This window comes from Marinomonas rhizomae (genome assembly GCF_003315485.1).
Lineage (GTDB): Bacteria > Pseudomonadota > Gammaproteobacteria > Pseudomonadales > Marinomonadaceae > Marinomonas > Marinomonas rhizomae.
Window position 1 is genome coordinate 282,628 of record NZ_QNSE01000004.1, and the last position, 24,048, is coordinate 306,675.

At 43.9% G+C, this 24,048-nt stretch carries 23 protein-coding genes and 1 tRNA gene; 19 read left to right on the forward strand and 5 right to left on the reverse strand.

What is annotated here, in order from left to right; genetic code table 11:
- Positions 1 to 6: 6 nt before the first annotated feature.
- A tRNA-Leu gene (locus DFP80_RS06470) sits at positions 7 to 91 on the reverse strand.
- A 158-nt stretch (positions 92 to 249) separates the two neighbouring features.
- Here DFP80_RS06470 and queA point away from each other — a divergent pair.
- The 6 genes from queA to DFP80_RS06500 all read left to right on the forward strand — a co-directional run bounded on the left by queA (position 250) and on the right by DFP80_RS06500 (position 6,852).
- The gene (gene queA, locus DFP80_RS06475; protein WP_113915988.1) at positions 250 to 1,311 is read left to right on the forward strand and encodes a tRNA preQ1(34) S-adenosylmethionine ribosyltransferase-isomerase QueA; all 1,062 of its coding nucleotides are present in this window, start codon (positions 250 to 252) and stop codon (positions 1,309 to 1,311) included.
- A 32-nt stretch (positions 1,312 to 1,343) separates the two neighbouring features.
- Entirely contained in the window at positions 1,344 to 2,462 is a 1,119-nt protein-coding gene (tgt, locus tag DFP80_RS06480; protein WP_194073856.1) for a tRNA guanosine(34) transglycosylase Tgt, read from the forward strand.
- Positions 2,463 to 2,534: 72 nt separating this feature from the next.
- Positions 2,535 to 2,861 carry a preprotein translocase subunit YajC gene (gene yajC, locus DFP80_RS06485; protein ID WP_012070335.1) on the forward strand — a complete coding sequence of 109 codons (327 nt, stop codon included), beginning with the start codon at positions 2,535 to 2,537 and terminating at the stop codon, positions 2,859 to 2,861.
- A gap of 78 nt (positions 2,862 to 2,939) precedes the next feature.
- Positions 2,940 to 4,790: a protein translocase subunit SecD gene (secD, locus tag DFP80_RS06490; protein WP_113915990.1), complete on the forward strand. Its 1,851-nt coding sequence runs from the start codon at positions 2,940 to 2,942 to the stop codon at positions 4,788 to 4,790.
- A gap of 9 nt (positions 4,791 to 4,799) precedes the next feature.
- Positions 4,800 to 5,714, forward strand: coding sequence for a protein translocase subunit SecF (gene secF / locus DFP80_RS06495; protein ID WP_113915991.1), 915 nt, complete (start codon positions 4,800 to 4,802; stop codon positions 5,712 to 5,714).
- Between the two features lie 148 nt (positions 5,715 to 5,862).
- Complete coding sequence (locus tag DFP80_RS06500) at positions 5,863 to 6,852, forward strand: serine hydrolase domain-containing protein (RefSeq protein ID WP_113915992.1); 990 nt, start codon at positions 5,863 to 5,865, stop codon at positions 6,850 to 6,852.
- 79 nt (positions 6,853 to 6,931) lie between these two features.
- On the opposite strand, the gene asd is transcribed toward DFP80_RS06500, so the two are convergent.
- Both asd and DFP80_RS06510 read right to left on the reverse strand, forming a co-directional pair.
- The gene (gene asd / locus DFP80_RS06505; RefSeq protein ID WP_113915993.1) at positions 6,932 to 7,792 is read right to left on the reverse strand and encodes an archaetidylserine decarboxylase; all 861 of its coding nucleotides are present in this window, start codon (positions 7,790 to 7,792) and stop codon (positions 6,932 to 6,934) included.
- A 25-nt stretch (positions 7,793 to 7,817) separates the two neighbouring features.
- A complete protein-coding gene (locus tag DFP80_RS06510; RefSeq protein WP_113915994.1) occupies positions 7,818 to 9,296 on the reverse strand; it encodes an HDOD domain-containing protein in 1,479 nt (492 codons plus the stop codon).
- A gap of 118 nt (positions 9,297 to 9,414) precedes the next feature.
- Here DFP80_RS06510 and motA point away from each other — a divergent pair, with 118 nt between their 5' ends.
- Together motA and DFP80_RS06520 are read left to right on the forward strand one after the other, a co-directional pair.
- Positions 9,415 to 10,269 (forward strand): flagellar motor stator protein MotA, encoded by an 855-nt coding sequence (gene motA, locus DFP80_RS06515; RefSeq protein ID WP_113915995.1) that lies wholly within the window; start codon positions 9,415 to 9,417, stop codon positions 10,267 to 10,269.
- 36 nt (positions 10,270 to 10,305) lie between these two features.
- Complete coding sequence (locus tag DFP80_RS06520) at positions 10,306 to 11,214, forward strand: flagellar motor protein MotB (RefSeq protein WP_113915996.1); 909 nt, start codon at positions 10,306 to 10,308, stop codon at positions 11,212 to 11,214.
- On the opposite strand, the gene rsgA is transcribed toward DFP80_RS06520, so the two are convergent.
- Complete coding sequence (gene rsgA, locus DFP80_RS06525) at positions 11,211 to 12,245, reverse strand: small ribosomal subunit biogenesis GTPase RsgA (RefSeq protein ID WP_113915997.1); 1,035 nt, start codon at positions 12,243 to 12,245, stop codon at positions 11,211 to 11,213. The two genes, DFP80_RS06520 and rsgA, sit on opposite strands and share 4 nt — an antisense overlap.
- Before the next feature lie 74 nt (positions 12,246 to 12,319).
- On the opposite strand from rsgA, the gene orn reads away from it, so the two are divergent.
- The gene (orn, locus tag DFP80_RS06530; RefSeq protein WP_113915998.1) at positions 12,320 to 12,877 is read left to right on the forward strand and encodes an oligoribonuclease; all 558 of its coding nucleotides are present in this window, start codon (positions 12,320 to 12,322) and stop codon (positions 12,875 to 12,877) included.
- Positions 12,878 to 12,961: 84 nt separating this feature from the next.
- Here the strand turns inward: orn and DFP80_RS06535 are convergent, their stop codons facing one another.
- Positions 12,962 to 13,711 (reverse strand): sulfite exporter TauE/SafE family protein, encoded by a 750-nt coding sequence (locus tag DFP80_RS06535; RefSeq protein ID WP_113915999.1) that lies wholly within the window; start codon positions 13,709 to 13,711, stop codon positions 12,962 to 12,964.
- Between the two features lie 167 nt (positions 13,712 to 13,878).
- Between DFP80_RS06535 and tsaE the strand changes: the two genes are divergently transcribed.
- The 10 genes from tsaE to DFP80_RS06585 all read left to right on the forward strand — a co-directional run bounded on the left by tsaE (position 13,879) and on the right by DFP80_RS06585 (position 24,013).
- Positions 13,879 to 14,340: a tRNA (adenosine(37)-N6)-threonylcarbamoyltransferase complex ATPase subunit type 1 TsaE gene (tsaE, locus tag DFP80_RS06540; protein WP_113916000.1), complete on the forward strand. Its 462-nt coding sequence runs from the start codon at positions 13,879 to 13,881 to the stop codon at positions 14,338 to 14,340.
- Between the two features lie 94 nt (positions 14,341 to 14,434).
- On the forward strand, positions 14,435 to 15,763 hold the full coding sequence (locus DFP80_RS06545; protein WP_113916001.1) for an N-acetylmuramoyl-L-alanine amidase: 1,329 nt from the start codon (positions 14,435 to 14,437) through the stop codon (positions 15,761 to 15,763).
- A gap of 60 nt (positions 15,764 to 15,823) precedes the next feature.
- The gene (mutL, locus tag DFP80_RS06550) at positions 15,824 to 17,749 is read left to right on the forward strand and encodes a DNA mismatch repair endonuclease MutL (protein WP_113916002.1); all 1,926 of its coding nucleotides are present in this window, start codon (positions 15,824 to 15,826) and stop codon (positions 17,747 to 17,749) included.
- Position 17,750: 1 nt separating this feature from the next.
- Positions 17,751 to 18,683 (forward strand): tRNA (adenosine(37)-N6)-dimethylallyltransferase MiaA, encoded by a 933-nt coding sequence (gene miaA, locus DFP80_RS06555; protein ID WP_113916003.1) that lies wholly within the window; start codon positions 17,751 to 17,753, stop codon positions 18,681 to 18,683.
- An 89-nt stretch (positions 18,684 to 18,772) separates the two neighbouring features.
- The gene (gene hfq, locus DFP80_RS06560; protein ID WP_012070321.1) at positions 18,773 to 19,018 is read left to right on the forward strand and encodes an RNA chaperone Hfq; all 246 of its coding nucleotides are present in this window, start codon (positions 18,773 to 18,775) and stop codon (positions 19,016 to 19,018) included.
- Positions 19,019 to 19,053: 35 nt separating this feature from the next.
- Positions 19,054 to 20,343: a ribosome rescue GTPase HflX gene (gene hflX / locus DFP80_RS06565; RefSeq protein ID WP_113916004.1), complete on the forward strand. Its 1,290-nt coding sequence runs from the start codon at positions 19,054 to 19,056 to the stop codon at positions 20,341 to 20,343.
- 40 nt (positions 20,344 to 20,383) lie between these two features.
- Complete coding sequence (gene hflK / locus DFP80_RS06570; protein WP_113916005.1) at positions 20,384 to 21,628, forward strand: FtsH protease activity modulator HflK; 1,245 nt, start codon at positions 20,384 to 20,386, stop codon at positions 21,626 to 21,628.
- Entirely contained in the window at positions 21,628 to 22,509 is an 882-nt protein-coding gene (gene hflC / locus DFP80_RS06575; RefSeq protein ID WP_113916006.1) for a protease modulator HflC, read from the forward strand. Before hflK ends, hflC begins: the two co-directional genes overlap by 1 nt.
- Before the next feature lie 115 nt (positions 22,510 to 22,624).
- Entirely contained in the window at positions 22,625 to 22,822 is a 198-nt protein-coding gene (locus DFP80_RS06580; RefSeq protein ID WP_113916007.1) for a DUF2065 family protein, read from the forward strand.
- Positions 22,823 to 22,834: 12 nt separating this feature from the next.
- A complete protein-coding gene (locus DFP80_RS06585; protein ID WP_113916008.1) occupies positions 22,835 to 24,013 on the forward strand; it encodes an ATP phosphoribosyltransferase regulatory subunit in 1,179 nt (392 codons plus the stop codon).
- Positions 24,014 to 24,048: the final 35 nt, after the last annotated feature.

The window sequence follows — 24,048 nt, forward strand, 5'->3', positions numbered from 1 at the left end:
TCTAAATGGTACCAGTAGGCGGACTCGAACCGCCACACCCGAAGGCAACGGATTTTGAATCCGTCGTGTCTACCAATTCCACCACACTGGCCTTGAAAAAGGTGAGGCGTATTCTAGGGTATTTATAAGATATGTCAACGGCAGTGCAGATTATTTTTTATCTTTTTAACAACTGGTGGCTTGGAAGTACCTTTTTGAGTGGATTTTCGCTAGAATACTGGGTCGTTTTTTCTAGGTAGCTTTCTTTTCATGCTCGTTTCTGATTATCACTTTGATTTACCTGATTCATTGATCGCCAATTACCCTATGCCAGATAGAACTGCCAGTCGCTTGCTGCATCTTGATGGTCCTAGTGGTGAAGTCGTTCATCGTCAATTTCCTGATGTGTTGGACTTGGTTCAGCCAGGTGACTTGATGGTGTTTAACAACACTCGAGTGATTCCTGCTCGTGTGTTTGGGCAAAAAGAATCTGGCGGGAAGGTTGAGATACTGGTTGAGCGGGTTATTAATGCGAATGAAGCGATGGCTCATGTTCGTGCGAGTAAGTCGCCAAAAGAAAACAGTAGATTGATTCTAGGGCAAGATAAAGGGGAGTCAATTGAAGCGACTATGATTGGCCGCTCTGGTGCATTATTCCACCTTGTTTTTAATGAGCCTGTTTTGGATGTGTTAACGCGAGTAGGGCATATGCCGTTGCCGCCTTATATTGAGCGCCCAGATGAAGACAGCGATCAAGAGCGTTATCAGACGGTTTATAACGAGAAGCCGGGCGCGGTGGCAGCGCCAACAGCGGGTTTGCATTTTGATGAGGCTTTGCTGGAAAAGCTAAAAATAAAAGGTGTTGAAACTGCATTTGTTACCTTGCACGTTGGTGCTGGAACCTTTCAGCCGATGAAAGTCGAAAATGTCAAAGACCACATTATGCATGCCGAATATGTAGAAGTTGAGCCTAGTGTGGTTGAGCAAGTAAAAGCGACAAAAGCGCGTGGTGGACGAGTGATTGCGGTTGGTACAACCAGTGTGCGTAGTCTTGAGTCTGCAAGTCAAAGCGGTGAAATAGCGCCGATGCAGGATGACACCAGTATTTTTATTTATCCAGGTTATGAATTTAAAACAGTAGATGCTTTGGTGACAAATTTCCATTTGCCAGAGTCTACATTGATTATGCTTATTAGTGCTTTTGCCGGTTATGACCATGTGATGGCCGCCTATAAAGCTGCCGTTGAGCAACAGTACAGATTTTTTAGTTATGGTGATGCCATGTTTATTACACGAAATTCGCAGGCTAAAGGCCCGCAAGGTGAGGAATAAGACGTATGTCTGATAAACGTCCAGAATGTTTTATGGATTTTGAACTTCACACTACGTCAGGAAAGGCACGTCGTGCGACTCTGACGTTTCCACGTGGGAAGGTTGAAACGCCCGCTTTTATGCCCGTTGGTACTTACGGTACAGTGAAAGGGATGTTAACCAAAGATATCGAAGAAATCGGCGCGGATATCATCTTGGGTAATACCTTCCACCTTTGGTTGCGCCCAGGGACTGATGTGGTGAAGGCTCATGGCGATTTGCATGACTTTACTCAGTGGAAAAAACCTATTTTGACCGACTCGGGTGGTTTTCAAGTGTTTTCTCTTGGCGAGATGCGCAAGATCACTGAAGAGGGAGTGAGTTTTCGATCGCCAATTAATGGTTCTAAAGTCTTTTTGAGTCCTGAAATATCTATGCAGGTTCAGCGAGACCTTGGTTCTGATATTGTGATGATTTTTGACGAATGTACACCATACCCGGCGACGCCTGAAGTGGCTGCTAAATCCATGCGCATGAGTTTGCGTTGGGCGCAGCGCTCCAAGGACGAGCACGGTGATAGTCCGTCGGCTTTGTTTGGTATTATTCAAGGTAGTATGTACGAAAACCTTCGAGACGAGTCTCTAGAAGGTCTGGTGGATATTGGTTTTGATGGCTATGCGATTGGCGGATTGTCTGTGGGTGAGCCTAAAGACGAAATGATGAAGGTGCTGGATCACACAACACCGAAGATGCCTGAAGACAAGCCACGTTACTTGATGGGAGTTGGTAAACCAGAAGATTTGGTTGAAGGTGTTCGTCGTGGTGTTGATATGTTCGATTGTGTGATGCCAACACGTAATGCTCGTAACGGTCATTTGTTTACATCTGATGGTGTGGTTCGTATTCGTAATGCTCAGTATCGTCATGATGTTGGTCCATTAGATAAAGAATGTGATTGTTACACTTGTAAAAACTTTTCTCGGTCTTATCTACATCACTTGGATAAGTGTCAAGAAATGGTAGGGGCGCAATTAAATACGATTCATAACCTACGATATTACCAAACACTCATGGCGGGATTGCGTAAGGCGCTCGATGAAGGTAGATTTGACGCCTTTGTTGATGAGTTTTATGCAAAGCGAGGCCTAGAAACGCCAGCTTTGAGTGAATAATAAACAAAATTATGCGAATTCCTTTACAAAAGGGTTGGCAACAGTTTCATAAACCATTGGAGAGTTAACACCATGATCGCATTGATCTCACCAGCTTATGCTGAAGGCGGCGCACCAGCAGATGCAGGTATCTTTAACCTAGTACTTCTTGCTGGCTTCGTTGTCATTTTTTACTTCCTTATGTGGCGCCCGCAAGCGAAACGTGCAAAAGAGCATAAAAACTTGATTGCATCTCTAGCGAAAGGCACTGAGGTGGTTACTGGCGGTGGTGTACTGGGTAAAGTGTCTAAAGTAGACGATAACTATGTAGTACTTGAAGTATCTGAAGGCATTGAAATGAAATTTCAAAAATCTTCAGTTGCTGCTGTTTTGCCTAAGGGAACGTTAAAGTCAATTTAACCTTCTATGAAAAGCGCCTAGATAGGCGCTTTTCTTCTTTATCGATCCATTTAATTTTTTAGGTGTAAAGGAATTTTCATGCTTAACAAGTATCCCTTGTGGAAGTATTTGCTAATTCTTCTTGTTTTGGCTTTGGGGCTACTGTATGCCTTCCCAAACCTTTATCCGGATGATCCAGCGCTACAACTATCTACCCAAAAAGCGACTGCTGTTGTTGACGAGCAGGCTCTGCAAAAAGCGAAAAATGCGCTTTCAAAAGCGAATATAGATTTAAAAGAAGCAGAGCTTACCTCTGCTGGCGGTACCTTGCGCTTTAACAGCGGTGAGGACCAACTTGCTGCTAAGCCAGTTGTGGCTGCAGCATTGGGTGATGACTATGTAACCGCGCTTAACCTAGTGCCTACGACGCCAGAGTGGTTGTCTTCTTTAGGGGCTGGTCCTGCTAAGTTGGGCCTTGATTTACGTGGTGGTGTGCATTTTTTATTGGAAGTGGATACCCCAGCTGCGTTGAAGCAAAAGCTTGAAGTGAGTTCAAGTGAAATGAAGGCGGCGTTGCGATCGGATCGAGTGCGTTACCGCAGTGTTGATATTGAAGATGGTGTACTTTCCATCCGTTTTCTGCAGCAAGCCGATTTAGCTTTGGCTGAGGCCTTGCTGGAGAAAGACTTTTCTGAGTATCGTTACGCTACTCATGAGGAGGATGGTGATTTCTTTTTAGATGTGAGTTTTACTGAGGCAGCTAAGAAAGAAATTGAATCTTATGCATTGCAGCAAAACTTAACAACACTACGAAATCGTGTAAATGAGCTTGGTGTTGCTGAACCTTTGGTGCAGCGTCAGGGTAGCAATCGAATTGTTGTTGAATTGCCTGGTGTACAGGATACCGCTGCAGCGAAACGTATTATCGGTGCAACTGCTAACCTTGAGTTCCATTTGGAAGCAGGTTTGGATGATAAGGGTGCGGATATTGAGACCTTATCTTTCCGTGATGGCAGTGGCCGTACGGCTCGCTTAGAGCGAGACCTTATCATTACTGGTGACAGTGTTTCTGATGCTAGTTCTTCTTTTGATGAGAACGGCCGTCCGCAGGTAAATATTAATTTAGATGCCAAGGGTGGCAAGCAAATGAGTAAGGTTACTCGTTCTGCTGTTGGCCGTAACATGGCAGTTGTTTTCATTGAGCATAAGTCTCGCAGTCGTTTTGTCGAAAAAGACGGAAAAATGGAAGAAGTGCGTCGCAGCTACAGCGAGAAAGGCATTATTTCTTTGGCGACGATTCAGACAACGCTTGGTAACTCATTTCGTATAACAGGTCTAGACAGTCCTCGTGAGTCTTCTGAGTTGGCTTTGTTGCTTCGTGCTGGGGCTTTGGCTGCGCCGATCTACTTTGTTGAAGAGCGCACTATAGGGCCTAGTTTAGGGGCTGAAAACATTAAATTAGGTGTCAGCTCTGCACAAATTGGTTTGCTGGTTGTTATGTTGTTTATGCTGGTTTATTACAAGGTGTTTGGGATTTTTGCCAATGTCTCCTTGGCGCTTAATATCATCTTGCTGATGGCGTGTATGTCCTTGCTTTCGGCCACGTTAACCTTGCCAGGTATTGCTGGTATTGTTTTGACGATGGGGATGGCGGTGGATGCCAATGTGTTGATTTTCTCTCGAATAAAAGAGGAGTTGGCGAGTGGTGTGCCGAGTCAGCAGGCGATTCATTCAGGCTTTAATCGCGCGTTTACAACTATTTTTGACGCTAACATCACGACCTTATTGGTGGCTGTGATTTTGTTTGCGGTAGGAACGGGCCCTGTTAAAGGTTTCGCAGTGACGTTGTCGCTGGGTATTCTGACTTCTATGTTTACGGCAATTGTTGTAACTCGTGCACAGGTTAATCTTGTGTATGGTGGTCGTAAAAATAAGAAACTGTACATTTAGGAGAATGCCATGAAAGTGACAAATATTCCGTTTATGGCAATGCGTAAAATCGTAGCTGTCTTTTCGCTTGCGCTGATACTGATTTCTCTGGGCTCTTTGGCTACAAAAGGGTTGCAGTTCGGCTTAGATTTCACCGGTGGGACATTGATTGAGGTGGAATATAAAGAAGCTCCACAGTTAGACGATGTTCGTACGCTGTTGGGTGAAAATGGCTATGATGATGTTGTTGTGCAGAACTTTGGTTCGCCTACTGATGTTGTAGTTCGTATGGCGAATTCTTATACGGCGACACTGGGTGATGAGGTATTGGTTACGCTTCAAAATCACGGTGCGACTGATGTTACTCTTCAGCGATCTGAATTTGTTGGTGCACAAGTTGGTGAAGAGTTACGTGAGCAGGGCGGCTTGGGTATGTTGCTTGCCTTGGCAATCGTGATGATTTATGTGGCGGTGCGCTTCCAATTTAAATTCTCTGTTGCGTCTGTTGCGGCTTTGGTTCACGACGTAATTATTACGTTAGGCTTCTTTTCTATCTTTGAAGTGGAGTTTGACCTGACTGTTCTCGCGGCATTGCTGGCGGTGGTTGGTTATTCCTTGAACGATACGATAGTTGTATGTGACCGAATTCGTGAGAATTTTCGTATTATGCGTGATACAACGCCGTATGATTTGGTTAATGAGTCTATTAACCAAACGCTTGGCCGTACATTAATTACTTCATTAACAACCTTATTTGTATTGGTTGTATTGTTTGTTGCTGGCGGTGAGGCAATTCATAATTTCTCTATGGCTTTGTTGGTAGGTATTGTGATTGGTACTTATTCTTCTATTTTTGTGGCGGCAAATTTACTGTTGGCTATGAAGGTTACAAGAGAAGATTTAATTCCAACGCCGAAAGAAGAGTTGGAAGACGACTTGCCTTAACGGTTAAGTTAATGTTTTCAATAAAAGAGCCTGCTTCGTGCAGGCTTTTTTGTTTGCTCTATTTGAGTTGGTATTTATAGTTGTTGTGGGGCGTATTGTGTTAGTCAGATTTGGGTCGTTAATTTGAAATTAAGGTGAGTCATTGAATATGCGTACTTTATTGCTTAGTTCATTGTTTTTATTTGTTAGTGTTCAAGCTGATGCGGTGGATTTAACGGCAATGGATAAAACAGCGCGAGGCTTTTCCAATATTAAAACGGTTCAAGTTGCTCACAAGGGTAAGCTTGTGTGGTCGAAGGCTTATAACAAAGCAAATATTGATGCTGTTGCGAATATCAAGTCAGCCTCTAAGTCACTCATGTCGGCTATTGTTGGTATGGCAATTGAGCGAGGTGTTATTAAGGGAGTTGAGCAGTCTGTCGTTTCTATATTGGCTGACCAATTTCCTGGAGATCCGGACCCTCGTTTAAGCGATATTACTATTGGGCATTTGCTTTCCATGCAGGCAGGGCTGGAGCGAACCTCTGGTAGATATTATGGGCGCTGGGTATCAAGTGATAATTGGGTTAAAGAGGCGTTATCAAGGCCCTTTGTAGAGGCTGTTGGCGGCAATATGCAGTATTCAACAGGTAGTACGCATATTTTGTCAGCCATTATCATGCGCCAGAGTGGGCAGCATACTTATCAGCTAGCAAATCGGTGGTTTAAAGGATCTGGTGTTCGTATACAGAGCTGGGAGGTCGATCCGCAGGGTATTCCGATGGGAGGGAATCAAGTTGGCATGACTCCAGCTTCATTGTTGGCTTTTGGCGAATTGTACCGTCGTGGTGGGGTAACTGAAAAAGGTCGCCGTATATTTTCTAAAGACTGGATAGAGAAAAGCTGGCAACCAAAGACGCAATCTCGGTTTCATCGCGGGAAATATGGTTATGGGTGGTTTATTCAAACCTTTGCTGGTGTTCAAGGTTACTATGGTTGGGGGTACGGTGGGCAGATGATTTATGTTTTACCTGAGCTAGACTTGACTGTCGCGATTACATCTAATGAATACTTGCCTTCTGGTAAGACGGGTTATCGTGATTTGTTGCATGATATGGTGAGCCAAAATATTGTTCCTGCCATTCAATCAGAGATGTAGTTCGCGTTCTTGGGTGTGTGCTGTTGCGCGAAAAAGCCTAATTTTAGTAGGCTTTTTCGGTATGGCAGCCTGGTTGTCGTTACTGGTCAGCAACTTTGCCGAAATGCATGCCCATTTTCGTAGGGGTTTCTGCTTGTAGAGATTCTTCCCAATTGACTGCATCTTTGCCAAATAAAAGGATTGCGGTCGATCCCAGTTTGAAGCGTCCCATTTCTTCGCCTTTTTTGATCTCAATATCGTTGAGCTCTTTGTAATCCCAGGTGACAACATTTTTGTTGAAAGGGGTTACTTGTCCTGCCCACACGGTTTCGATGCTAGCAACAATCATGGCGCCAACTAAAATAATGGCCATTGGGCCTGCTTCTGTCTCGAATAGGCAGACAGTACGCTCGTTACGAGCGAAGACATTAGGAATTTGCTCTGCTGTTACTTTGTTTACCGAGAACAATTTGCCTGGAATATGTATCATTTTAGTTAGTTTGCCTGTCAGTGGCATATGAACGCGATGATAGTCTTTTGGGGATAGGTAAACCGTAGCGAAAGAGCCGCCAAGGAATTGGTTGGATAGAGAGGCGTCACCACCTAAAAGGGTCGTTAGACTGTAGTGATGGCCTTTGGCTTGAAATAGTGTGCCATGCTCTATGTTGCCTAGCTGACTGACTGCGCCATCGGCTGGGCAGGCGATACCTTTGTCGTCATTGCAGATAGGGCGAAGTTCTGGGCGGATTGCGCGAGTGAAAAAGTCGTTAAAATTGCGGTAAGACAATTCGTCGCTATTGACCGCCTCAGACATGTCTACTTGGTATTTTTTGACGAATTGGCTGATAAAGGTGTTTTTTACCCATTTGTTTTCGCACTCTGCTATTTTGCCGATAGCGCGAGATAATGTTTTTTGCGGGGTAATATGTTGTGCAAAGGCAAAAAGTTGATCTTTAGTCACGTTAATTGTCCTGATGTAAGTGAGTTTATAGTGTGCTGTGGCTGATTAAAGACACGATTTGTTTTAGGTTTTTATAATCTTTCTCATTAAATTCTGTACGAGTTTCTAGCCAGAATATAAGGGTTTCTTGGCTTGATATTTGTGTAGATGCCAAAATGAGGTGGCTGTCTTTGTCTATTATTTGGTCTGATGTGTGTGGGAAATCTTTCAGTAGATTATCAAGCTTTTGTCCATATATGTGAGTGGCTGAGCGTTTGTAGCATAACTTTTTAAATACACTTGATGGCGAGCTCCATCGAATCGATTTAATGACGTCTATGTTGTAGCCAAATTGAAATATTGGAGAAGTTTTGTCGCTTGCATGCTTAAAAATGATGCTGTGCTGTGCGTTGGGTATGGCTTGCTTGATGGTTTTTAGTGCCAATCCTGCTTTTTGCTTCACATCATATTTTTTGCTTTGACTGAGTATTTTTTTTAACTCTGCAAGAGGCGGTAGAGCTGTCTTGGGGTTTGCTTTCGCGTTTTTAGTGTATAAATCTGGATCAAGTAGTTGTAGTGCTAGAGGGGGTTTCCCTCCAGTGTTATAGAGTTTGGCAGCTTCGGTGCTTGCGAGGTGGGTGGTTTGGATTATTTCTCCAATTCGGCGATGCATTACAGTCGCAACGACGCGGTAGAAGAAAGGTAGGTTTTTGGAATCCCATCGCATTAAGTTTGCTTCATGGGCAACCTTGTTTGCACAATACGAAAAAATAAGTGGATTGTTTACTAGAATAGTTAGTCGTTTATCTTCTGCAAAGCGCGGTAGTTCGTCTGGGTGGTGTGCTAGATGAGCCAGTGCTTGTAGTTCTTTTGTATTTGGTATGTGTTTGGTTAAAAAAGATTCAATGACTTTGTTTGGCGTGTTCCAGTGATTACACAAATGGACAGTTAACTCATCTATGCGGCAACCTAAAATATTTAATTCAGCTTGGCTGGATTTCTCACCTTGTTGGACTTTTTGATTAATGGCTTGCATAGCTGGGTAGGCGTAATACCACAATAGCCATCTTGCAGCATCTCTAAATAAAGTTATCCAGAATAAGTCATCTTCACGGCTGGTTAGTTTTTCTATTGACCAGTGTCTAGCTATGGTTGCGGCTTCGTAACTGGTTTGTAGTTCTCTTAAGAATGCCATCAAATGAGGTTGTTTTTGTCTGTCTTTGGTTTCATAGGAGATAAAGTGTGGGAATAACTTGGCGATGCCATTCATGCCCACCATGGCCGCAGCGTGAAAAGGTGTTTTTATTTCGCTGTTCTTATTCGGTACGATGCGATTGGCTTCGTTTAAAATCGCAAAAGCCAATAATGGATCTGAAGCAATATTCGCTTGCATGCCATCAAGAGTGTCATCTGGTCTTTTGATTTGGGTTTTTAGGCGAGCTAAATTAACTGCTCTAACAGGAAACTTTTTATTTTTAAGAAAATGTAGCCATTCATTTAGGCCAGAAGGTGACTTGTCTTTCATAGCTGGTTACATTAGTGGCCCGGTTGTTGAGTTTTTAAATGCTCTTATATTTTAGATCTCATTAATCATACTGTATATTGAGATCGGAGCATACTTTGTCGGTATTAAGGAAGTGAATATGTTTGCATTAGCTGGCTTGCTAGTGGTTATTGTTAGTGTCGTGTCTGGCTATTTAGCATCACATGGGAATATGTTGGCATTATGGCAGCCTTTCGAGGTGGTTATTATTTGTGGTGCTGCTTTAGGGGCTTTTATGGTGGCGAACCCTTTTGTCGTGCAAAAGAAAGTTTTGACCATGCTGCCTCAAGTTATTTCGGGTAGTCGGCATAATAAAAAGTTCTATCTGCAATTACTGGGATTAATGTATTGCTTGTTTCAAAAAAGTCGTCAGGAAGGTTTTTTATCCATTGAAGACGATATTGAATCTCCTTTTACTAGTGAATTATTTAACCGTTTTCCTGATGTGGTTCGAGATCATGAAGTGGTAAATTTTTTAACAGATAATTATCGAATTTTCACTTTGACGGGGCTGCCAGCTTATGAAATAGAAGCCATTATGGATAATGAAATTGAGCAAATACAGGAAGAGTTGGTTGCACCAAGTCATGCCTTAATTCGTGTGGCTGAGGGGTTGCCTGGTTTCGGTATTGTTGCGGCGGTTTTGGGAATTGTTATTACGATGGGGTCTATTGGTGGGCCGATCGAAGAAATTGGCGCGCATGTGGCTGCTGCTTTGGTAGGGACGTTTTTGGGGATCTTTTTTGGTTATGGCTTTGTTGGGCCTGCGGCGTCGCATTTAGAAAGCTTAGGTAACCATGAACTAAAAGCGTATTTGTGTATTAAAGCATGTTTGAATTCTATCGTGTCTGGTTATGCGCCTCCTGTGGCTGTAGAGACTGGCCGCAAGCTACTTCCTCCAGAAATGCGCCCGAGCTTTATTGAATTGTCAGATGGTCTTAAGCAATACCGTTAATGCGGGGGCATCGTGCCAGATTAAGGAGAGTGTTGGATGGCCCTAGGTTCAAATGGGTTGGTAATTCGCCGAGTTAAAAAGGTTAAAAAAAGTGGTCATCATGGTGGTGCTTGGAAAATAGCGCTGGCGGATTTTGCCTTGGCTATGATGGCGCTTTTTATGGTTTTGTGGATCTTGAGCGTGGCTTCTCCTGAAGAGCTGAGAAGTATAGAAGGGTACTTTCAAGACCCGATGGGGGCTTCTACCGCTGGTTATAGTGCGAACCCCATCGATTTGGGAGGGAGTCCGGCAAAGAGTGACGAAAAAAAATTGGATCTGCAGCTACCAGAGCCAGGTAGTACGGATATACAGGCACGAGAGACTCAATTAGGAAATGGTCCTGATTCGGCAGAATCAAAGAGTATTAGCAATATGCTGCAGGAAGAAATGAGTAAGATGAATACTTTGCTTTCGCAACAAAAGAATATGCGTATTGAGATTACGCCACTGGGTGTGCGCATTACTCTATTGGATGACCCTGATAAGCCTATGTTTGAGCGCGGTAGTGCGCGAATGATGCCTGATATCGAAAATACTTTGCTGAGTATGTCGCCAATATTTAATAAAGTGACTAACCCTATTGTGATTACTGGACACACGGACTCATCTAAGTTTGGTGGCGCTGGTCGAGTTGATAATTGGGATTTATCTGCTCTAAGAGCTAATGCTGCACGACACATATTGGAAGAAGGTGGTGTTGAGGATAGGCGAATTGCTCAGGTGATAGGGTTAGCTGACACAATTCCTTATAACCGTTTTGATACCGAGAGTGCGGAAAATAGACGCATCAGCATTACATTATTAACCGATGATGCCTATAAAAAATTGCTTGACCAGAATCGTAGAAGTTTTGGTAATCCTGGTCAGCAATCTGACTTAAAAATAACACCAGAAACGGTGTTCTAGAAGGCTTGGTTTTCACGTATTGAGTGTTTGATCCTTAAGAAGCTTTGGAAGCGGTGCTCGGTAATTTCACCCTTTTCTAGAGCTTCTAGGATGGCGCACCCTGGTTCTTTTTCATGAGCACAGTCGCGGAATCTACAGTAGCCAATATGTGGTCGAAACTCGACAAAGCCATTTAGTAACTCATCCTCTGAAATATGCCACAAGCCAAACTCACGGATCCCTGGAGAGTCGATAAGGTCTCCGCCTTTAGGCATGTGGAATAGTCGAGCTGTCGTGGTGGTGTGCACGCCTTTTTTGCGTTTCTGTGAAAGCTCGCCCACGCTAATGTCTATGTCAGGTAGTAAGGTGCCAATAAGAGAGGATTTCCCCACACCTGACTGCCCAACAAAGACACTTGTTTTGTCTTGTAAGAAGTCATACAGCGACTCCATGCCAGCTTGGTTTTTTATGGAAGTTTTGATGATTTTGTAATTTAGGTCTTCATAAGTTTTTAATAGCTGATCTAGGTCCGCTTTATTACTGTCGTCAATGAGGTCGCATTTGTTAAGTAAGATGACTGGCGGTATGCCTACAGTTTCGGCAGCGACTAGGTAACGATCTATAAGGTTAGCGTGAGCAACTGGCTCTGCAGCAATAACAACGATAATGTGGTCTATGTTTGCGGCAACTGGCTTTATTCTGCCGTGCATGTCTGGGCGAGACAGTGAGGTGTGTCTTGGTGTGGTTGCAACGACGACACCGCCTTCATTTTGTTTTGGGCGCCAGACAACTTTGTCGCCCGTCACAAGTTGGCCTAGGTTGGCGCGCAAATTACAGCGCGTGGATATGCCAATAAAAGGCTCTTGAGTGCCTTCCACTTCGACCTGTGTGCCGAAGTGGGAAATAATAATGCCTTCAGTTTCAGGTCCGAGATCAGATGACTGAAGGAGTTCTTCGGCGGCATCGCCTCGTTTTTGAGTGCGTTCAACGCGCTCTTTGTGAATTCTTTCGATTCGCCAAGTTTGTTGTTTAGTAAGTTTTCGCTTCGACATTTGATTCGTCTGGTCATAAAGTAAGGCGCATAGAGTATAATGCTTGGCATTGATAATAAAGGACTTGGAAGATTATGAGCTTAAATGAAGAGAATTTAGTGTGGATCGATCTTGAAATGACAGGATTAGATCCAGAAACCGACACTATTATTGAAATTGCTACTGTTGTTACAGACAAACATTTGAATGTGTTGGCTAAAGGGCCGAGTCTTGCTATTCACCAAGAAAAAGCCGTGATGGATGCGATGGATGAATGGTGTACTCGGCATCATGGTGATTCTGGGTTGACGGCAAGAGTCTTGTCTTCGACTATCAGTATGGTGCAAGCGGAAGAAGAGACAGTTAAGTTTTTGGCTCAGTATGTTCCGCCAGGTAAGTCGCCCATATGTGGTAACAGTGTTGGGCAAGATCGCCGTTTTTTATATCGCTACATGCCTACGTTGGAGGCTTTTTTTCACTATCGCTACCTAGATGTTAGTACGGTTAAAGAGCTGGCAAGGCGTTGGAAGCCAGAGGCGTTAGAGGGTTTTTCTAAAGCGGGTTCGCATCTGGCAATGGATGATATTTTAGAGTCTATTGGCGAGTTGAAGCATTATCGTAAGACTATGTTTGGTTTGAGTGATAGCGCTTAAATTGTTGACGTTATTTTTATGAATGGGCGAGTTGCAGTCTGATTGCTGTTCGCCAATTCATTTTTTAAGTCGTTCTTTTGCTAGCTAGCTTAGCCCTGTCACGCCATCCCATATCAGCTTTAATCCTGTTAGGAAAAGAAAGCTGTACATGACTTTGAAAAACAGTCCAGTAGATATTTTGTAGTGTAGCCATGCGCCGAGTTGAACACCTAAAAAGGCAACAGGTGTAAAGCAAAGCGACAGAAGTATGTTCGAACTGTTTAGTTGTCCAAGCATTCCGTATGGAATGAGTTTTACATAATTGATGGCCGTAAAAATAACAGCCGCCGTCGCAACATATTGAGTTTTGTCTAGGTTTGCTCTTATTAAATAAACGCTCATTGGTGGTCCGCCGGCGTGGGCGATAAAGCTTGTGAAGCCGCCAAGTGCGCACCAAAGCTTCCCGGCAAGGGAGCTAAGTGGTTTTTGTGGCGATGTTTGGCTTTTTTTTGGCCATGAGTTCAATGTGAAGCCTACAGCAATAACCCCGACCATTACCTTTAACCATTCTGCAGAAAACCATGAAGCAGTGAGTCCGCCAATAATTACGCCAATAATTGCGGCTGGAATGCATTTTATAAGTTGTTTTGAGTTCCACTTGTTCCAGAACTTTTGCACGGTAAATAGGTCCATGGTGCAGAGGATTGGGAGCATGATAGCGGCGGCAAGTGTTGGCGAGGTTTGTAGGGAGATAAGCGGAACGGCGAGAATGCCAAATGCTCCTGAAAAGCCACCTTTAGATATGCCAGTGATAAAAACGGCAATGGCAATGAGTGAGAGGAAAAGCCAGTCCATATAGATCCTTTACTGAGTGATTATTTTTGTGGGTAGGAAGGTTGGTTGATCTATTATGAGTTATTGGTGCTTGTTTCAAAAGGCTTCTGTATTAGAATTGTTATAAATAGTATGTCTATAAGCTTGTGTTTGCTCTATGTCGAGTTGAAAAAAAGGGTTAAAAGTTAATGCAAATAGAAAAAGAAGTGTATGGCGAAGAGGCGATGGAGAATTTTGGTGCAACTTTCTCGTCTGTGCTGAAATCAGGCGCGGTTGTGTATTTGGAGGGTGATCTCGGTATGGGTAAAACAACCCTAGTAAGGGGGGTTTTGCGAGGTTTGGGGTATCAAGGACCGGTAAAAAGCCCTACTTATACTATTGTTGAGCCTTATGAGTTGGCTGGTTTTGAGGTGTTTCATTTTGATTTGTATCGCGTGGCGGATGCTGAAGAGCTTGAATTCATAGGCGTTCGCGACTATTTCACCGATGCTGGGGTGTGCTTGATTGAGTGGGCTGAAATGGGGCAAGGCGTGCTGCCTGAAGCGGATTTAGTTGTGTCGCTAAGCTTGATTCGTCAAGGGCGCCATGTGTCTTTAAGGGCCAATACAGAAAAGGGTGATATGGCTTTAAGTGCTTTAAGAGGGGGATAACTTCTTGATGTATAGAAGACTTTACTATAAGTAAGATTGAGATCCATTTAATCAGCAGTTATAGTGTGTCAGATATACTAGCTAGCTGTCTGATATGCATACTAAATTTCGTACTTACCTTTTTATTTTTATTAATTTAATCCTGTCTTTGGCAGCGTGTAGTGCGTTGGCTGCCGAAGTTCGAGATATTCGTGTTGCTCAACAAGAGGGTGTGACGCGCTTGGTGTTTGAACTTTCTGACACTGCGGAGCACCGTATTTTCCCTCTTTCAAACCCTGATCGCATTGTTTTAGATATTAGCGGTGTTGATTTAAATGCCTCCGTTGTTAATGGGTTATCTGCATTATCTTCTGATGTGCTAATGCGGGTGCGTTATGCGCGTCGGGATTCTGGTGTTCGTTTTGTGCTTGATTTAGGTCAGGCGGCTAAGGCAAAAAGTACTGTTTTAGCTGCAAATGGTACTTATGGCCCTAGGATACTGGTTGAGCTGGAGTATGGAGCAAGAAAGCCTGCCACTATTGTTAAGAGCTTAGCAAGCCTTTCAAAAGAGAAGCGCGATATAGTGATTGCAATTGACCCAGGTCACGGAGGTAAAGATCCCGGAGCCTTGGGGAAATACAACGTGCGAGAAAAAGACATAGTGCTTTCTATTGGTAAAGAGTTGGCTCGCCGCATCAATGCGGTTGACGGCTTTAAAGCGGTGTTAACTCGTTCAACAGACAAATACCTTCAGCTGAGGGATCGTTCCCGAGTGGCTCGTGAGGCTAATGCAGATTTGATGATATCCATCCACGCGGATGCGTTTACGAAATCCAGCGCCCGAGGAGCTTCTGTTTGGGCTTTGTCATTAAGTGGCAAAAGTTCCGAGATGGGGCGTTGGTTGGCTCAGCAAGAAAACTCTGCCGATTTAGTGGGGGGGATTTCACTGGATGATAAAGACCAGCTGCTTGCAGAGGTTTTGTTGGATATGTCGATGAACTCTACTATTCAAATGAGCCTTAATATTGGTAAGAGTGTTTTGGGTGAGATGAAGGGGGTTGCTGTTTTGCATAAAAACACTGTTCAGCAAGCTGGCTTTGTTGTACTGAAATCACCTGATATTCCTTCTATATTGGTTGAGACTGGCTTTGTTTCAAATAAAACGGAAGCCAAAAATTTGTCCAGTAGGACATATCGTGTCAAGTTAGCAGGTTCAATTTCAAAGGGAGTGATTGAATACTTTACTAAAAATGCTCCTGATGGAACCTTGGTTGCATGGAAGCAGAAGCAGCATTCTGATTATGTTTATACAGTGAGTAAGGGAGACACTTTGTCCGAAATTGCTCGTCGAAATCAGGTGTCTTTGTCTATTTTGCGTCAAGCGAACAAGTTAAATAATGATGTTATTTGGATTGGTCAAAAGCTTGTTATTCCTGCAGGGTAAAAGTCTTATTAAAGCTTCTTTCATCTCTCAAAGAAGCTGTTTTCATATTGAAGGTCGTTCATGCAAAGAATTAATCTTTTATCTCCACGTCTAGCCAACCAAATTGCCGCTGGGGAGGTGGTCGAACGCCCAGCCTCCGTTGTTAAAGAGTTACTTGAGAACAGCCTTGATGCGGGAGCTTCGCAGCTTGATATCGATGTGGAGCAAGGTGGTGTGAGACGCATAAAAATTCGTGATAATGGTACTGGGATCATGAAGGATGACTTGTCGTTAGCGTTAAGTCGTCATGCGACAAGCAAAATTATTACATTGGATGATTTGGAGGCTGTGTGCTCGCTTGGTTTTCGTGGTGAGGCATTGGCCAGTATTAGTTCAGTTTCACGAATGCATCTTACTTCGCAGGCTGAAAATGAAGTGGAAGCTTGGCGAGTTGAAGCTGAGGGAAAGGATATGGCAACGGCTATTCGTCCAGCATCTCATCCGCAAGGTACCACGATCGAAGTACGAGACTTGTTTTTTAATACGCCTGCCCGCCGAAAGTTTCTTCGTACTGAAAAGACAGAGTTTGCTCATTTGGAAGAGGTGGTTAAGCGGTTGGCTTTAAGTCGCTATGAGACCGGCTTTCGTCTAAGTCATAACGGCAAGCAGGTTTATGATCTTCGCCCTGTTACTGATCAACTTCATGCTGAGCATCGATTGGCGACTTTGCTGGGTAAAAAATTCATTGAAAATTCATTAACGCTAGATGTCGAGGCGGCTGGTTTGCGTTTGTGGGGGTGGATTGGCTTACCGACGTTTTCTCGTTCTCAAGCGGATCTGCAGTATTTCTTTGTAAACGGTCGGGTGGTAAAAGATAAACTGGTTGCTCATGCTGTGCGTCAGGCTTATCGTGATGTTTTGTACAATGGACGTCACCCTACATTTGTTTTGTATCTTGAGTTGGATCCATCGACCGTTGATGTAAATGTCCACCCAACCAAGCATGAAGTGCGCTTCCGTGATGGGCGTTTAGTCCATGATTTTTTATTTAGTCGCATCCATAAGGCTATTGCAGATGTCCGGCCTGAATCTGATGTGGCTCCGACTGGGATGAGTGAGTCGGCTAGTAATGGAGCGGTTAATTATGATGTAAATATGACGGAGCAATCTGCTTTGCCATTATCTAATCGTGCCGCGTCTACTTCTATGGATTGGATGCGCACTGCATCAAGTCCGTTGGCGGCGTCAGAGGTTCGGGGACAGCTCGATGGTATGGGGCGTCTGTCCGACTATGCGCAAGAATATGTTTCTAAAACAGAAGAGGTAAACACTGAGACGGGTGAAGTTAGAGAAGTTTCTCCTTTTGTTGGTGTAGGTGGAAGTGAGAGCCCGTTTGAACGATCTGAAGAAGGGTATCAGGCGGTTCCTCCTTTGGGTTTTGCTGTGGCTCAGCTGCACGGCGTTTATATCCTTTCAGAGAGTGAGCAAGGATTGATCCTTGTGGATATGCACGCGGCCCATGAACGTATTGTTTATGAGCGCATGAAGACGGCGTTTTATCAGAAAAATATTTCCTCTCAACCTTTGTTGGTGCCGATTAATATTGCGGTATCGCAAAGTGAGGCTGATCTTGTTGAAGAAAGTGGTGATGTTTTTGGGGCTTTTGGTTTTCGTGTAGAGAGAACTGGGCTAGAAAGTGCAATGGTTCGTGAAGTCCCCGTTATACTTATTCGAGGGGATGTGGAAGGTTTGGTGCGTGATGTGATTAGTGATTTGTCGGCCAATGGTGTATCAGACCTGATGGAGTCGCGGGCGAATGAATTGATGGCGTCAATGGCGTGTCATGGTGCTGTTCGTGCAAATCGCAAACTGACTATTGCGGAGATGAATAGTCTTCTTCGTGATATGGAAGTGACTGAGCGTAGTGGGCAGTGTAATCATGGCCGACCGACTTGGGCGCATTTGAGTATGTCTGATTTAGATAAACTCTTTTTGAGGGGGCGTTGATATGACAAAACCACATGTAGTTTGTCTGATGGGGCCGACGGCTTCAGGTAAGACTGGGTTGGCGGTAGAGCTGGCTGAGCATCACAATTTCGAAATTATCAGTGTTGATTCTGCGCTTGTGTATAAGGGTATGGATATTGGTACGGCAAAGCCGGATGCGGGGTTGCTTGCGAGAGCTCCCCACCGGTTGATCGATATTATTGATCCGCTTGAATCTTACTCTGCTGCTGATTTTGTTTTGGACGCGGTTGAGCATTCTAAAGAGATTATTGCTAAAGGAAAGACGCCGCTTTTGGTGGGGGGTACCATGATGTACTTCAATGCTTTGCAAAAAGGTTTGGCGGAGATGCCGCAAGCTGACGCGGAATTACGGGCGTTAATTGAGTCTGAGGCGGCTGAAAAAGGTTGGCTTGCCTTGCATGAAGAGTTGCAAAAAATCGACCCGGAGGCAGCGTCCCGCATTCACCCTAATGATCCTCAGCGTTTGCAGCGAGCTATAGAGGTGTATCGGTTGACTGGTAAAACAATGACGCAGTTTTGGGCGCAGCAGGAAACGGTATCCTTGCCGTTTAGTATGATCAATATGGCGGTAATGCCTAAAGAGCGTAGTGTGTTGCACGAGCGTATTGAGCAGCGCTTTTATGACATGATGGATCAGGGTTTTTTATCCGAAGTTGAGCATTTTTATCATCGTGGTGACCTAACCATTGATATGCCTTCTATGCGTTGCGTTGGTTATCGCCAGCTCTGGCAATATTTAGACGGTGTTGATTTGCTAGATGATGCTATCTTTAAAGGTGTGGTTGCTTCTCGCCAATTGGCAAAAAGGCAGCTTACTTGGTTGAGAGGGTGGGAGAATTTGATGATTTTTGATAGTTTGTCGAAAGATCTTGTGCCTGAAGCCTTGAATTACATAGAAAGCAGGATTATATAGGGGAAATAGATAAAGATTTGGTGTAGTATCTACAGTATTGTTTTATCAATAATTAATTTAATATTTTTTGCTTGTTTAAGGAGATTACAATGTCAAAAGGGCAATCATTACAAGACCCTTATCTAAATATTCTACGTAAAGAAAGAGTGCCAGTATCTATCTTTCTTGTAAATGGAATTAAGCTTCAAGGTCAAATTGAATCATTCGATCAGTTTGTGATTCTATTGAAAAATACTGTTAGCCAAATGGTTTACAAACATGCCATTTCTACAGTTGTGCCTTCCCGTACAATTCGCATCCCGTCTCCTGATCAGCCGGAAGATGACGCTGAATAGTTTGTCTGTAATAAGACAAGCAGAGGAATACTAGATTGTTTTTTGAACGTCCAGATAGTGGTGAAATAGCTGTATTGGTCCATATAGATTTTCACGATCAAAGTGAATCTTATGGCCCCGAAGAGTTTGTTGAGCTTGCTATTTCGGCTGGTGCTGACCCTGTTGCAGTAGTTTCAGGGACTCGCCAGCGTCCAGATGCCAGATACTTTATTGGTACTGGCAAGCTAGCAGAAGTTAAAGATATTGTTGAGCGGGAAGAGGCGCAAGTTGTTCTTTTCGATCATGCATTATCTCCCTCCCAAGAGCGTAACTTAGAAAGTATTTTACAGTGTCGTGTGCTTGATCGTACGGGGCTTATTCTTGATATTTTTGCTCAAAGAGCGCGTACCCATGAGGGTAAATTACAAGTAGAGTTGGCCCAGTTACAGCACATGTCAACTCGTCTTATTCGTGGTTGGACACACCTAGAGCGCCAAAAAGGCGGTATAGGTATGCGTGGACCAGGTGAAACGCAGCTTGAAACTGACCGTCGATTGCTTAGGGAGCGCATAAAGGCCATTCAGAAACGATTGGCAAAAGTGGGTTCTCAGCGAGATCAAAATCGTCGTTCTCGTGATCGATCGTCTGTGCCTACGGTGTCGCTTGTTGGTTATACAAACGCAGGCAAATCTACTCTATTCAATAGAGCGACAGGTGCTGAAGTTTTTGCGGCTGATCAATTGTTTGCGACGCTTGACCCAACGTTGAGGCGTCTAGATATAGAGCAAATTGGTTCTATCGTGTTAGCTGATACAGTCGGGTTTATTCGTCAACTACCTCATCGATTGATAAAGGCATTCCAAGCAACATTAAAAGAGTCGTCTGAGGCGGATTTATTGTTGCACGTGGTTGATGCGGCAGATGTTTCTCGTGATGAAAATATGAAGCATGTTGACTCTGTGTTAGAAGAAATTGGTGCTAATGAAGTACCAACTTTGACAGTATTTAACAAGATAGATGCGTTGCCGACGGCAGAACCTAGAATTGATAGGGATGCTAACGGGAACCCTTCGCGAGTTTGGTTGTCTGCTCGTGATGGTCAAGGTGTTGATTTGCTTAAGCAAGCTATCGCTGAGCTATTGGCAGAAGATGTTTTTGATGAAACGCTTTATTTGCCGAGCAAGTATGGGCGTTTTCGAGCTATGTTGTTTGATCATGGAGCAGTAAAGTCGGAGCACTTTGATGAAGCGGGCCGCTTTGTTCTTGATGTGAAGTTGCCTAAAAAAGATTATTTGCAGATTTTGGCTCGTGCTGGCATGTCTGAGGATCAGATAGAGGCCGCGTAAGTTATACAGGATTATCATTAAAATAAAGTGGAGATGTAGTATGGCCTGGAATGAACCGGGTAATAACGACAATGACCCATGGAATCCAGATAAAAACCGTAATAATGGTGCTGGGCGCCCAGATGGAGATCGTGAAAAAGAGACTAACAATGACCCTTGGGGTCGTAAGCCTGGAGGCAAGGAACAAGGGCCGCCGGACTTGGATGAGGCTTTTCAGAAGTTGATGGGGATGCTGGGTGTTAAAAAGACTCGCAAATCCAACGGTTCTAATGGTGGTGATTCCGGTATGTCTGGTAAATTTGGCGGTGGCTTAATTGCTATCGTTCTAATTGCTTTACTGGCTTTATGGGCTGCTACTGGTGTTTATCAGGTGGATCAGCAAGAACGAGGTGTTGTGCTTCGTTTGGGCAAGTATCACTCTACTGTTATGCCGGGTCTTCATTGGAATCCACCAATGATAGATTCTGTTAGCAAGGTGAATGTGACTAAAGTTCGCTCTCATGATCACAAGGCACTTATGTTGACGGTTGATGATGCCATTGTTGAAGTGGGTGTTTCTGTTCAATATTCTGTACAGAACCCAAAGGACTTCTTGCTTAATGTGCGTAATCCTGAAGAGTCTCTGGCTCAGGTGACAGAAAGTGCGCTTCGTCATGTGGTTGGTAGTTCTGAAATGGATCAAATATTGACGGAAGGTCGTGAGTTATTGGCGACGGAAGTTAAGGCGCGTATCCAGGATTACAGTAATGCCTATGGCACTGGTTTATTGATTTCGAAAGTTAACGTTGAAAATACTCAGGCACCGAACCAAGTGCAAGAGGCGTTTGATGATGTTATTAAGGCGAAAGAAGATGAATTGCGTGTTCGCAACGAAGCAGAGTCTTATGCGAATGGTATTATTCCTGAAGCACGTGGTCGTGCGCAACGTATTAGAGAGGAGGCTGAGGCTTACCGATCTGAGATAGTGGCTCGAGCTAGTGGTCAGGCTGATCGATTTGATAGATTGTATCGAGAGTACACTAAGGCGCCTGACGTTACTCGTCGTCGTTTATATATTGAAACGATGGAGTCTGTTTATAAAGATGTGAACAAGGTTGTTGTTGATACTAAGGGGGGGAATAATATGATGTATTTGCCTTTAGATCAGCTAATGAAGCAGCGTGCGGAATCATCTAAAGGAACTGGATCTGTGAATTCAGGTAATATTGGGGCGTTAACAGATCAAGTTCTTGATGAGATACGTAAGCGCCAAAGTGCAACGGTTCGTAGAGAGGGCAGAAACTAATGAAAGGCTTTTCTTTTTCAGTTTTATTTGTTGTTCTTCTTGGTGTGCTGATTGCCTCTCAGACGCTTTTTGTTGTTAACGAAACAGAGCGCGCTGTGGTGCTTAAGTTTGGTGAAATTGTTCAGGATGATGTTAAGCCTGGCATTCACTTTAAGCTTCCGATTATGAATGAGGTCAAGGTGTTTGATGCTCGGATTTTGACGATGGATTCTCGTCCTCAGCGTTATTTAACGTTGGAGAAAAAGGCTGTTGTTGTTGATTCTTACGTCAAGTGGAAAATAGATTCTGTTGCTAAATTTTATCAGGCTACTTCTGGTGATGAGTTTGTTGCGAATCGCGTATTGTCTTCTCGTGTCGATACTGGGCTTCGAAATAAGTTTGGTGAGCGCACTATGCATGAGGTGGTTTCAGGGGAGCGTGATCAGTTAATGACTGAGCTGCGTGACGACTTGAATAAGGTTGCCCAGAGTGAGTTGGGTATCTCTATTGTGGATATTCGGGTTAAGCGAATAGACCTTCCGCCTGATGTAAGTGAATCTGTGTATTCACGTATGAGGACTGAGCGTGAGCGTGAAGCTCGTGAGCATAGATCGAAAGGTTTGGAGTTGGCTGAAGGTATTCGTGCTGATGCTGATCGTCAGCAAGTGGTGCTAGAAGCGGAAGCTCAGCGTGATGCTGAGATGATTCGTGGTGATGGTGATGCTAAAGCGGCGGCTATTTACTCTAAAGTGTACAAACAAGATCCTGAATTTTACGAGTTTTATCGTAGTCTTCAAGCGTACCGTGATAGCTTTAATGGTAGCAATGATTTGTTTGTGCTTGAGCCGGATAGCGAATTCTTTAAGTATCTGAATAGCTCTACCCGCAGCAGCGCTAAATAGAGTAGATATTCATCAATAATCGTACGTGAGACCTATTTGTTAAAATGGGAAACATGGTACTATTACACAAACCGGGCAAAGCCCGGTTTTTTAATGGTCAAAATAAAGAGAATCTATGCAGGAATTGTTGCAGTCGCTGCTGGTCGGCGTCAGCCTTTTATTGATCGCCGAGGGGGTTTTGCCGTTTCTCGCTCCTAATGTGTGGAGGGAAATAATGGTAAAAGCTATCGCGAGCTCAGATTGGAATTTGCGTATTCTGGGCGCGGTTAGTATGTTTCTTGGATTAATACTTCTTTTGCTGACTCGAAGCTAAGAGGATAATTTAATGACATTAGCAGATCGCTGGTTACTTCCAGAGGGCGTTGATGAGGCGCTGCCTGAACAGGCCGCTAAGATCGAGCACCTCAGAAGAACTCTGCTTAATCTCCATGAAAGTTGGGGATATCACTTAGTAATACCTCCTCTTTTAGAGTATCTAGATTCCCTTCTTACGGGTGCTGGCTCAGACCTAGAAATTGAAACATTTAAAGTGATCGATCAATTGTCAGGTCGCCTTTTAGGTATTCGTGCCGATTTTACATCCCAAGTTGCTCGTATTGATGCTCATTGCCTTAAAGATGATGGTGTGCAACGTTTGAGTTATTGTGGCAGTGTTTTACGAACAATGCCTGCTGGCTTAGATGGTACTCGTAGCCCTATACAATTGGGGGCTGAAATTTATGGTCATGGCGGCGTAGAAAGTGATGTTGAAGTTTTGTCTTTGATGTTGCAAACATTGTCTACGGCCGGTTTGTCTAATCTTGTGCTTGATCTTGGGCATGTTGATGTTGTAAGTGGTGTGCTTGCAGCTTGTGATTTAACTGCGGATCAGGAAGGTAAGTTGGTTGAGCTTTATAAAGCAAAAGATTTGCCAGAGCTTGATCGATATGTTGAAGAGCTTGAATGTCTGAGTGACGTTCAGAGGCAATGGTTGGTTGGGTTGCCGCGCTTATGTGGTGGTAAAGAAGTATTGAAGCATGCGGCCGATTTACTTGGTGATGTAAATGAATCAATCAACGATGCTATTGTATTGTTGCAGAAGGTGAGTGACTCAATTTCTCTGCGTTTTCCTAACGTGGGCTTACATTTCGATCTGAGTGATTTGGTTTCTTATAGCTATCATACTGGAGTGGTTTTTGCTGCTTATGTTCCAGGGCATGGTAATGCTATTGCTCGTGGCGGGCGTTATAACAATATCGGGCAAGTATTTGGTCGATCTCGTCCAGCGACAGGTTTTAGTACGGATGTGAAGGCCTTGGTTGCTTTGACTGATATTGTGGTCAATAAGCCAAAAACTGTTTTGTCGCCAATTTGCTCAAGTGGTGAGCTTTGGCAGAAAACGAATTCCTTGCGTGCTGAGGGATATCGAGTGGTAGAAATTTTGGATGATATTTATCCTGAAGACGCTGATTTTAAGCTGGAATTTGTTGATGAGGCTTGGCAGTTGATGCCAGTTCAGAACTAGACTTTTCTTTAAGAACTATCTAAATGAGACCTGAA